Here is a 10,140-nt window from a genome sequence, read left to right as displayed (position 1 = left end):
GGGCCGGTGCTCCCGGCACCGGCCCGCCGTCGCACTCACCCTCAGACGGCGGCGAGCAGCCCGCGCCCGAGCCAGTCGGCCTCGTCCTTCACGCCTGGCAGGACGAAGAAGTACCCGCCGCCGGTCGGCGAGATGTAGTCGACCAGCGGCTCGTCGATCAGCCGGGTCTGGGTGGCCTCGAACTGCCGCACGACGTCCTGCTGGTAGCAGCAGAACACCAGGCCCATGTCCAGGTTGCCGGCCTTGTCGACGCCCCGGTCGTAGTTGTAGCCGCGGCGCAGGATGCGCGAGGTGTCGGTGTCGGCGGTGCGCGGGTTGGCGAGGCGGATGTGCGCGTCCAGCGGGATCGCCTTGCCCTCCGGGTCCTTGCCGTAGTCCGGTGCGTCGGTCTCCCGGTGGCCGTCCAGCGGGGCGCCGGTGTCGCGGCGGCGGCCGAACATCTTCTCCTGCTCGGTGAGGGTGACGCGGTCCCAGAACTCGATCAGCATCCGGATGATCCGGATCACCTGGTAGCTGCCGCCGGTCGCCCAGCCGGGCTCGCCCATCCCGTCGGTCACCCAGACCAGTCGGTCCATCTCGCGGGAGGAGGTGGTGTCCGGGTTGACGATGCCGTCCTTGAAGCCGAGCAGGTTGCGCTGGGCGCCGTCCGGCCGGGACTGGTTCTGGAAGCCGTCGATCCGCCAGAGGATCTGCAGCGCGCCGCGGGTGTGCCGGGTGATGTCGCGCAGCGCGTGCAGCACGGTGTCCTGCCGGTCGGCGCAGATCTGCAGCGAGAGGTCGCCGTGCAGTTCGGCGGCCTGGAGGTTGTCGTTGGGGAAGGTCTTCATCGGCGTCAGCCGGACCGGCTTGGCCTTGGCCAGTCCGTACCGGTCGTCGAAGAGCGAGGCGCCGACGCCGACCGTGACGGTCAGGTTGTCGGTGGGCACCACCGGGCCGAGGATGCCGCTGTCGGACGGCGGAGCGCCGACGCCGAGGTCGGGCGGGGTGCCGCCGGCGGTGAGGAAGCGGATCCGCTCGGTCAGCGTCCTGAAGAGGTCCTCCAGGCCCTTGCGGTCCTGGGCGATCACCTGGCAGGAGACGAAGGCGGCGTGGGCCGGGGCCGGGGTGGTGACACCGGCCTGGTGGTCGCCGTGGAACGGGACGGCTCCGGCCTTCGTCTGGTGGCTGTCCCCGGCGGAGGCCGGGCCGGCGCCGAGGGTGAAGGCTCCGCCGGCGAGGACGGCGGCCCCGGCGCCGGCGCCGAGTGCGGCCCGCACGAAGCTGCGCCGGGCCGGTCCGGCCGGGCAGCCGCCCTGCGCGGCGCCCGCGCCGGCGTGGGTTTCAGCGTCGGCGGCCCGAGCAGCCCCGAGGGCCCCGGCCCCGGCGGCGGCGTGCGGGAACGGGCAGGACCCGGTGGCTGCGGTCTGGTCGGTCATCAGGCGGCCTTCCGGATCTCGAGGAGTGCGGGGATGGGCGAGAGGTCTTCGAGCAGCTGGCCGGTGGCGCCGTTCAGCCGGCGGCGGTCGTCGGCGGGCAGCTTGTCCAGCGGGGTCCAGCCGTCGGCGGTGCGGGCGGCGGCGAGCAGGTCGCCCACCCGCTTCATCCCGGCGTCGACCCGGACCAGCACCTGCGGGTCCCGCTCGTCGAGCAGCGGCTTCAGCAGGGTCAGCAGTTCCTGGGTGCCGGCCAGGTTGGCCTGGGCGGTGGCCAGGTTGGTTCCGCTGCCCATGTCGGTGTCGCCGGTCAGCTCGAACTGCAGGGTGTTCTCGAGGATCTCGTGCGCGCGCAGCGGCAGGTCGCCCGGGTTGAAGTCCTGGCCGGGGAAGTCGTGCACCAGCTTGGCGACGTTCTGGGCGAGTTCGTCGGCGACGGGCGTCAGGTCGGCGGCGGACTGGCCGTGCCAGAGGCCGTACTCCAGCCGCAGGAAGCCGGTGAAGTCCTTGTCGTCGGCCTTGTCGGCGAATCCGTCGGCGCGGCCGTCGATCTTCTTGTCGAGGTCGGCGAAGGTGCCGTAGGCGGCGCCGAGCGAGGCGTACTGCAGGTGGGCGGTGAGCCAGTCGGCCTTGGCCGCGGTGAGGTCGCCGCCGTGCACGTCGGCCTGGAGCTTCTGGCTCTGGGTCATCAGGGTCGCGAGGCCCTGGACGACGTAGTCCTTGTAGCCGTCCAGCGGGCCCTTGAGGTCGTCCTCGGAGACCGGCTTGACGGCCTTGACCTCGGCACCGCCGCTGACGTGGACGGCGGAGGAGGTGACGGAGTTCCCGCCGGTGGGCACGCAGCGCCAGGCGTAGTCACCGGAGCCGATGGTGGCGGTGAGCGCACGGGTGGTGCCGGGGGCGAGGCCCTCGATCTCGCCGTAGACGGCGCCGGTCCCCGGGTTGACGAGGTATACCTCGGAGACCTTGTCGCCGGTGTTGTGCATCTGGAACACCTGCTGCCCGGGCTTCGGGGCGGCGAAGCCCTTGCCGCACTCCTGCTCGGACACCGAGACGGTGGCGGCGCTGTCCTGCTTGCCGTCGCTCGCGGCGATCACGACGCCGGCCACCACGACCGGCACGGCGACCAGCGCGGTCGACAGCACCCAGCGCGGACGGCCCGGACGCGCCGGCGCGGCCTTCCCCCCGGTCGCCGCCTCCCCGGTCGCGGCCTTCGCCCCGGTCGCCGCCTCCCCAGTCGCAGGCTTCTCCCCGGTCGCGGCCGCCTCCCCGCCGCCTGCGGCCTTCTCCGCGCCCGCGGTGCTTCCGGCGGGTTTCCCGGCAGCCGCCTTCCCCGTGGCGGCCGCCGCCGGGGCGGCCTTCCCGCCCCGGATGCCCTCGACGAACAGCGTCATCACGATGCTCAGGTACGCGACGTAGCCGACGACCTGGAGCACCGTCATGGTGACGGTCAGGTTGAGGGTGCCCTGGACGAGCGTGGCGTACCAGGAGGAGGCGTCCAGGTGCCCGCTCAGGTCGAAGGCGTACGTGCTGCCGCCGCCCACCAGCCCGGACTCCTGGAGGTCGCGCAGGCCGTAGCCCAGCACGCCGGCCGCGACGACGATCAGACCGACGCCGGTGACCGTGAAGAACCGGGTGAGGTTCATCCTCAGCGCCCGGCGGTACAGCCCCCAGCACAGGCCGGCGGAGAGCACCAGGCCGACGGCGGCACCGATCAGCGGGCCGGTGGACTCCCCGGCGGTGCGCACGTTGGTCCACAGGAAGAGCGAGGTCTCCAGGCCCTCGCGGGCCACCGCGAGGAAGCTGGTGAGCACCAGCGCGCCGGCGCCCATCGCCAGCGAGGCCTGCACCTTCTCCTTCAGGTCGGCGGAGAGGGTGCGCGCCGAGCGGCGCATCCAGAACACCATCGCGGTGACGAAGCCGACCGCGATCAGGCTCAGCACCCCGCCGAAGGCCTCCTGAGCGCGGCCGGAGAGGCTGGCGGCGGTGAAGGTGAGCACCGCGCCGAAGCTGAGGCTGAGGGCGACGGCCCCCGCGACGCCCGTCCACACCTGGGGCAGCCGGCCCTTCTGACCGGCCCGCACCAGGGTGGCGACCAGGATCGAGACGACCAGGCCCGCTTCCAGTCCTTCACGCAGCCCGATCAGAAAGCTGGGAAACGCCTCATCCCACATGCAGCGGGCTCCTCCCCCGGGGCGCCCCGGGTCGTACCTGTCCTCGGCGCTCCGCCGCGACGACGGCGGAACGGCATGGCGAACGCCCCGGACACGAGGTCCAGGGCGCTTCGCTTAGCTTAGGCAAACCTTAGGGTCGCCGGGGTCAACTGGACCCCTGCCGCAGGTAAGGATTCGGTATGGGAACACCCATGCGGTCGCCAACCCGGCGCGCCTCGGGGGCGGAGTGAGACCGGCGTCACCCCCACCACTGCTCGGGCGCCTCCGACTCCGGAGGGACCGTCACCGGTTCGGCGCAGCACACCACCAGCGCCCCCTCCTCCGTCTCGGTGACCACGAACCCGCACTCGCGCAGGACGAGCGCGGCCGCGGCGCGCACCGCCGCCCGCGCCTCCTCGGAGGGCGGCCCGTCGGGTGCGGCGCCGGGCGACCAGCCGACCACCACGCCGTCAGGATGGTGGCCGATCCACAGGGGCGAGCGGCCCGGTCCGCTGTCGAACCCGGCGCGGGCCAGTGCCTCGGTGACGTCCTCGAAGAGTTCAGGGTGATCCGCCATTGGCGCAGCGTAGGCCCCACCCCGGGAAACGCCCGGACGCGGCGCGCCCCGGAGCGGTCCAGCTGCACCCGAGCGCAGCATCGCCGCCCGCCGGGCCGGCCGGCGGCAGCCCGATCGGGCGTCGACACCCCCCGTCCGGCCCGACACGCAGGGCCGGACGGGCCGATGGACGTGCACAGTCGGCCCCCTGCCGACAGCATGACAGAGTAAGCGCTCCATCACCCTGAGCAACGGGTCCAGCGGAACACCTGGTCCGCGCGCCGGTCAGACCGGCTGGCCCGTATCGAGAGGTCCCATGATCACAACACTTCGCCGGCCGGCGTTCCCGCCGGCGGGCCTCCACCACGGCACGCCGAGAACGCCGGGGAGCCCGTCGTGAGAACCGACCAGCAGTCGCAGCCGGGACCGGTGACCAGCACGCGCGCCAGGCCCGCCAACAAGGCGGAGGCCCTGGCCGACTGGACCGACGGCCGGCTCGGCATCTACGCCCTGGCCAAGTCCAACCTGCGCAAGATCTTCCCCGACCACTGGTCCTTCATGCTGGGCGAGATCGCGCTCTACACCTTCATCATCATCATCCTGACCGGCGTCTGGCTCACCATGTTCTTCAACCCGAGCATGGGCGAGGTCGTCTACGACGGGTCCTACGTCCCGCTCAAGGGCATCCCGATGTCGGAGGCCTACGCCTCGACGATCAACATCAGCTTCGAGGTCCGCGGCGGCCTGCTGATGCGCCAGATCCACCACTGGGCGGCCGTGGTCTTCATCGCCTCGATGCTCACCCACATGATGCGCGTCTTCTTCACCGGGGCCTTCCGCAAGCCGCGCGAGATCAACTGGGTCTTCGGCGCGCTACTGCTGATCCTCGGCATGTTCGACGGCTTCATGGGCTACTCGCTGCCCGACGACCTGCTCTCCGGCACCGGCATCCGGTTCATGGAGGGCGCGATCCTGTCCGTCCCGATCGTCGGCACCTACCTGCAGTTCTTCATCTTCGGCGGGGAGTTCCCGGGCACGGACATCATCCCGCGGCTGTTCACCGTCCACATCCTGCTGATCCCGGGCATCATGCTGGGCCTGCTGGCGGCGCATCTGATCCTGGTCTTCTACCACAAGCACACCCAGTTCGCCGGGGCCGGCCGGACCAACGAGAACGTGGTCGGCATGCCGCTGATGCCGGTGTACATGGCGAAGGCCGGCGGCTTCTTCTTCCTGGTCTTCGGCGTGGTCGCGGTCATGTCGGCGATCGCCACGATCAACCCGATCTGGGCCTACGGCCCGTACCGGCCCGACCAGGTGTCCACCGACGCCCAGCCCGACTGGTACATGGGCTTCTCCGAGGGCCTGATCCGGGTGATGCCCGGCTGGGAGATCAGCGTCTGGGGCGGCCACACCCTGAACCTCGGGGTGTTCATCCCGCTGATGGTCTTCCCGCTCGTCCTGCTGGTCATCTGGTGCTACCCGTTCCTGGAGGCCTGGGTCACCGGGGACCGCGGCGAGCACCACATCGCCGACCGGCCCCGCAACGCCCCGGTCCGGACGGCCTTCGGCGCGGCCTGGATGGGCCTCTACCTGATCCTGCTGGCCGGCGGCGGCAACGACCTGCTGGCGACGCACTTCCACCTGTCGATCAACGCGATCACCTACGCGGTGCGGGCCGGCTTCTTCGCCGTACCGGTGGTGGTCTTCGTGATCACCAAGCGGTGGTGCCTGGGTCTGCAGCGGCGGGACAAGGAGAAGGTGCTGCACGGCCGGGAGACCGGGGTCATCAACCGGCTCCAGCACGGCGAGTACATCGAGGTGCACGCGCCGCTGCCGCAGGGCCGGCTGTACACCCTCACCTCCCACGACCAGCCCCAACCGATGACGCTGGAGCCCGAGGTGGACGAGAACGGCGTGGTCCGCAGGGCCGGGCTGTGGCGGCGCACCCGGGCGAAGCTGTCCCGCGGGTTCTACGGCCGGGGCAGCCAGATCCCCAAGCCGACGGTGGAGGAGCACGAGGAGATCACCAGCGGCCACGGCCACCACTGACGCTCCGCCTCCGCACGGAAGGGCCCGCTGCGCCGGGATCGGCGCAGCGGGCCCTTCGTCCTGCAGGGGGGCGGGCTCAGGCCCGCAGGACCGCGGGGACCACGGCGAACAGCGCCGCCGCCAGGGTGACGGTGAGGCAGAGCGCCGCCCAGCGGGCGCAGATCCGGCGGCATTCGGCCCGGTAGCGGGCGGCGAGCCGACGGCAGCGCTCGACCGCGCGGTCGACCACGTCCTCGGCGTAGTTCAACCGGTCGACCAGATAAGCCCGTTCGAGACCCTCCCGCTCGGCGTCCGGCAGCCAGGAGAACTGGGCGGCGAAGGCCCGGGCGTCCCGCTCGGCGGCCGCGACCTCCGCCTCCCAGGCGAGGAAGCCCTCCAGCCGGGCCAGCCCCACCCGGGGGTTCACCCGGCCGGCGCCGCCTGCCCCGGGCCTGCCCTGGCGAGGGGTCCGCGCCTTCGGCGGACGCTGTCTGCCACCCATGACCGCTCCTCACGTCCTGTCGAGTCGTCCCGCCGGAAAACCTGCGGGGCCCGGGCGCCCGAGGGGATCGCTCCGCGACCACGCAACTACTACCAGCGACCAACCGCAGGTCGGAGGCGGCTCGCCACGGCGAACCGACCCGGGAAAAACTTGCGTGACGCGCACTATTGCGCGGCGCGCACGTTTACCCCACAGTGGAGTCCATGACGGAGGGACAGCCCGGCCTGCGGGAACGGAAGAAGGCCGCGACGCGGGAGGCACTCAGCTGGGCGGCGCTGCGCCTGGCGGTGGAACGGGGGCTGGAGAACGTCCGGGTGGAGGACATCGCGGCCGCGGCCGGGGTGTCCCCGCGCACCTACAACAACTACTTCTCCAGCAAGGCCGAGGCGATCGTCTCCCGGCACCGCGACCGGATCCTGCGGGCCGCCGAGGCACTGCGCGCGCGGCCCGCCGGGGAACCGCTGTGGGAGGCGCTCACCCACGCCCTCGTCGCTCCCTTCGAGGGGGCGGAGGAGGAGCCCGAACCGGGCTGGGTCGCCGCCGTGCGGGTGCTGCTGCGCGAGCCCTCGCTGCAGGCCGAGCTGGTCCGCGGCGGCGCGCGGGCGCGGGCCGACCTGGCGGCGGCGGTGGCCGCCCGGACCGGCACCGACGCCGAGCGCGACCTCTACCCGAAGCTGGTCGCCTCGGCGGCGCTCTCGGCGCTGCAGGTGGCCAACGAGCACTACCTGACCACCGATCCGGTGGTGCCCTTCAAACCGCTGTTCGCCGAGGCGCTGCGGCAGTTGGCCGCGGGGCTGCCCGATCCGTCGTCCCGCTGAGGCCGCCGCACGCCTCCCGTCGCCCGCCCCGCGGCCGTCACCCGGCGCGCGCACCCGAGCGCACACCGCGCCACGCGCCTGCGGCACCCGCCGCGCGCGCCCACACAGTCTCCTCCACCGGGCGAACCCGCCCCGTGGAGCCACGTGCTGACCACCGTCCCAGAGGGGGGACCCCATGCACGACGTCGTCATCGTCGGCGCCGGCCCGGTCGGGCTGTTCCTGGCCCGCGAACTGGCCCTGGCCGGAGTCCGGCCGGTGGTGCTGGACCGGCTGCCCGGACGTTCCGGCGAGCAGAAGGCCAACGGACTGGTCGGCCAGGTGCTGCGCCTGCTCGACCACCGCGGCCTCCACGAACCGCTCAGCGGCAGCCCGGACGCGCCCCGGCCGGTCGCCCGCTTCGTGTTCGGCGCCTTCCCGCTCGACCTGGCGCTGCTGCCCGGGAACCCGCTGTACGCCCTGCCCGTACCCCAGCAGCGGATCGAGGAGGTCCTGGAGGGCAGCGCCGGAGAGCTCGGCGTCACCGTGCGCCGCGGCTGCGAGGTCACCGGGTTCACCCAGGACGCGACCGGGGTGACCGTCGAGTACCACGGCCCCGACGGCACCGGGCGTCTGCGCGCCCGCTACCTGGTCGGCGCGGACGGGGGCCGCAGCACCGTCCGCAAGCTCGCCGGCATCGGCTTCCCCGGCGTCACCTCGCCCGACCCGGTCTCCCGCATCGCGCACGTACGGCCGCCCGAGGGGATCCGCACCACCGACGCCGGCGAGGTGCTGCTGCCCGGCTGCCCGACCCCGTTCCGCCCGTACACCCACACCCGCACCGAGCACGGCGTGTTCGTGCTCTCCCCCTTCAACCCGGACGCCGTCATGATCGCCACCATGGAGTGGGGCGGGCCGCCGGTGGACCAGGGGACTCCGCTCACCCTGGACGAACTGCGCGCCAGCGTCCGCCGGGTGACCGGCGCCGACCTGCCACTCACCCCGGCGCGGACCGCCGGCCCGTTCACCCCGCGCCGCACCGTCGGCCACAACACCCGGCTCGCCGAGCGCTACCGCGACGGCCGCGTCCTACTGGTCGGCGACGCCGCCCACGTGCACGCCGCAACGGGCGGCCCCGGCCTCAACCTCGGGCTGCAGGACGCCGCCAACCTCAGCTGGAAGCTCGCCGCCGAACTCCGGGGCTGGGCCCCGCCCGGCCTGCTGGACAGCTACCACCGGGAACGCCACCCGATCGGCCGACGGGTGTTCATGCACTCCCAGGCCCAGATCGCGCTGATGGCCCCCGGGCCCGGGACCACCGCGCTGCGCGCCCTGGTCGGCGAACTGCTCTCGCACGAGGACAACCTCGCCCGGATCGCCGCGCTGATGGCGGGCAGCGACATCCGCTACGACACCGGCTGCCCCCACCCCGCGGCCGGGCGCTTCGCGCCGGACCTCACCCTGACCACCGCCGACGGGAAGCTCCGGCTCGCCGAACTCGCCCGCAGCGGGCGGCCGTTGCTGCTCGGCCTGGCGGGCGGCGGCTCGCTCGGGCCGGCCGGGCGAGCCGCCGGGTGGCGGGACCGGGTGGACCTGGTGACGGCCGAGTGCGCCGAGCCGCCGGCCGGGGCCCTGCTGCTGCGCCCGGACGGCTACGTCGCCTGGGCCTGCGAGGTCGGCGAGGCGGACCCGGAGGGGCTGGAGCGGGCGCTGCGCACCTGGTTCGGCGCACCGCGCCACTGAGCGCCCGCACCCGGCACCCCGGACCGCGCTCGGATGGCCCGCCCACCGGATCACCGCCCGGGTGACCCGCTCGGACGGCCCACCCGGATGGCAGCTCCGGATGACCCTCCGGATGACCGGTCGTCAACTATGCTCCTCGCGGCCCGTGCCACCGGGCACGGGTCTCGACCGGACGAACGGGGATGCGGTGCGGATCGGAATCATCGGTACGGGCGTCGTCGGGCAGACGCTGGGCGGCAAGCTGATCTCGCTGGGCCACCGGGTGACGCTGGGCTCGCGCGACAAGGACAACGAGAAGGCGCTGGCCTGGGCCGGACAGGCCGGTCCCGACGGGCACGCCGGGACCTTCGCCGAGGCCGCGGCCTTCGGCGAGCTGGTGATCAACGCGACCGGCGGGACGGTCTCGCTCGAGGCGCTGCGCGCGGCCGGGGCCGAGCACCTGTCCGGAAAACTGCTGATCGACGTCTCCAACCCGCTGGTGTTCGGCCCGGACGGCGGGGTGAGCCTCGACCCGGTGAACACCGACAGCGTCGGCGAGCGGATCCAGCGCGAGTTCCCCGAGGCCCGGGTGGTGAAGGCGCTCAACACGCTGAACTGCGCGCTGATGGTCGAGCCGGCGAAGCTGACCGGCGAGCACAACCTGTTCATCGCCGGGAACGACGCGGGCGCCAAGGCCGAGACGGTGGCGCTGCTCGGCGAGTTCGGCTGGCCGTCCGAGTGGATCGTCGACCTCGGGGACATCGCCGGTGCCCGGGCGACGGAGATGCTGATGCCGTTCTGGCTCCGGATGATGGGCCACTTCGGCGACGCCGAGTTCAACTACTCCTTCCGGCGGGCCGGCTAGCCGGCGGTCCCCGGCAGCCTTCCCCGGCAGCGGTCCCCGGCAGCCTTCCCCGGCAGCGGGCCCCGGCGGCAGTACCGGCCGCCGGCGCCCGGCCCCCGGTACGC

Annotated in this window: 8 protein-coding genes; 4 read left to right on the top strand and 4 right to left on the bottom strand. The window is 73.2% G+C overall.

Annotation, left to right across the window (positions count from 1 at the left end):
- Window positions 1-41: 41 nt before the first annotated feature.
- The 3 genes from efeB to ABT247_RS27980 form a co-directional block, all read right to left on the bottom strand.
- Window positions 42-1,415 carry an iron uptake transporter deferrochelatase/peroxidase subunit gene (gene efeB, locus ABT247_RS27990; protein ID WP_350747697.1) on the bottom strand — a complete coding sequence of 458 codons (1,374 nt, stop codon included), beginning with the start codon at window positions 1,413-1,415 and terminating at the stop codon, window positions 42-44.
- Complete coding sequence (efeU, locus tag ABT247_RS27985) at window positions 1,415-3,586, bottom strand: iron uptake transporter permease EfeU (RefSeq protein ID WP_350747694.1); 2,172 nt, start codon at window positions 3,584-3,586, stop codon at window positions 1,415-1,417. Before efeU ends, efeB begins: the two co-directional genes overlap by 1 nt.
- Window positions 3,587-3,824: 238 nt before the next feature.
- Window positions 3,825-4,142 carry a hypothetical protein gene (locus tag ABT247_RS27980; protein ID WP_350747692.1) on the bottom strand — a complete coding sequence of 106 codons (318 nt, stop codon included), beginning with the start codon at window positions 4,140-4,142 and terminating at the stop codon, window positions 3,825-3,827.
- Between the two features lie 408 nt (window positions 4,143-4,550).
- Here ABT247_RS27980 and qcrB point away from each other — a divergent pair, with 408 nt between their 5' ends.
- Window positions 4,551-6,173 (top strand): cytochrome bc1 complex cytochrome b subunit, encoded by a 1,623-nt coding sequence (qcrB, locus tag ABT247_RS27975; protein WP_350747700.1) that lies wholly within the window; start codon window positions 4,551-4,553, stop codon window positions 6,171-6,173.
- A 76-nt stretch (window positions 6,174-6,249) separates the two neighbouring features.
- On the opposite strand, the gene ABT247_RS27970 is transcribed toward qcrB, so the two are convergent.
- Window positions 6,250-6,654 (bottom strand): hypothetical protein, encoded by a 405-nt coding sequence (locus tag ABT247_RS27970; RefSeq protein ID WP_350747689.1) that lies wholly within the window; start codon window positions 6,652-6,654, stop codon window positions 6,250-6,252.
- 203 nt (window positions 6,655-6,857) lie between these two features.
- On the opposite strand from ABT247_RS27970, the gene ABT247_RS27965 reads away from it, so the two are divergent.
- The 3 genes from ABT247_RS27965 to ABT247_RS27955 all read left to right on the top strand — a co-directional run bounded on the left by ABT247_RS27965 (window position 6,858) and on the right by ABT247_RS27955 (window position 10,036).
- Window positions 6,858-7,472: a TetR/AcrR family transcriptional regulator gene (locus ABT247_RS27965; RefSeq protein ID WP_350747687.1), complete on the top strand. Its 615-nt coding sequence runs from the start codon at window positions 6,858-6,860 to the stop codon at window positions 7,470-7,472.
- A 175-nt stretch (window positions 7,473-7,647) separates the two neighbouring features.
- Window positions 7,648-9,192 carry an FAD-dependent monooxygenase gene (locus tag ABT247_RS27960; protein ID WP_350747684.1) on the top strand — a complete coding sequence of 515 codons (1,545 nt, stop codon included), beginning with the start codon at window positions 7,648-7,650 and terminating at the stop codon, window positions 9,190-9,192.
- Window positions 9,193-9,379: 187 nt separating this feature from the next.
- Entirely contained in the window at window positions 9,380-10,036 is a 657-nt protein-coding gene (locus ABT247_RS27955; protein WP_350747681.1) for an NADPH-dependent F420 reductase, read from the top strand.
- The last annotated feature ends 104 nt before the right edge of the window (window positions 10,037-10,140 follow it).

The sequence above is a fragment of the Kitasatospora sp. NPDC001539 genome (assembly GCF_040298565.1).
In the GTDB taxonomy this organism is placed as follows: domain Bacteria; phylum Actinomycetota; class Actinomycetes; order Streptomycetales; family Streptomycetaceae; genus Kitasatospora.
This window is presented reverse-complemented; position numbering and strand designations above follow the sequence as displayed.

Bases quoted from the DNA above. Each gene is read 5' to 3' on its own strand.
- ABT247_RS27970 (WP_350747689.1), bottom strand. From the start codon at position 6,654: ATGGGTGGCAGACAGCGTCCGCCGAAGGCGCGGACCCCTCGCCAGGGC.
- efeU (WP_350747694.1), bottom strand. From the start codon at position 3,586: ATGTGGGATGAGGCGTTTCCCAGCTTTCTGATCGGGCTGCGTGAAGGA.
- ABT247_RS27965 (WP_350747687.1), top strand. From the start codon at position 6,858: ATGACGGAGGGACAGCCCGGCCTGCGGGAACGGAAGAAGGCCGCGACG.
- ABT247_RS27960 (WP_350747684.1), top strand. From the start codon at position 7,648: ATGCACGACGTCGTCATCGTCGGCGCCGGCCCGGTCGGGCTGTTCCTG.
- ABT247_RS27980 (WP_350747692.1), bottom strand. From the start codon at position 4,142: ATGGCGGATCACCCTGAACTCTTCGAGGACGTCACCGAGGCACTGGCC.
- efeB (WP_350747697.1), bottom strand. From the start codon at position 1,415: ATGACCGACCAGACCGCAGCCACCGGGTCCTGCCCGTTCCCGCACGCC.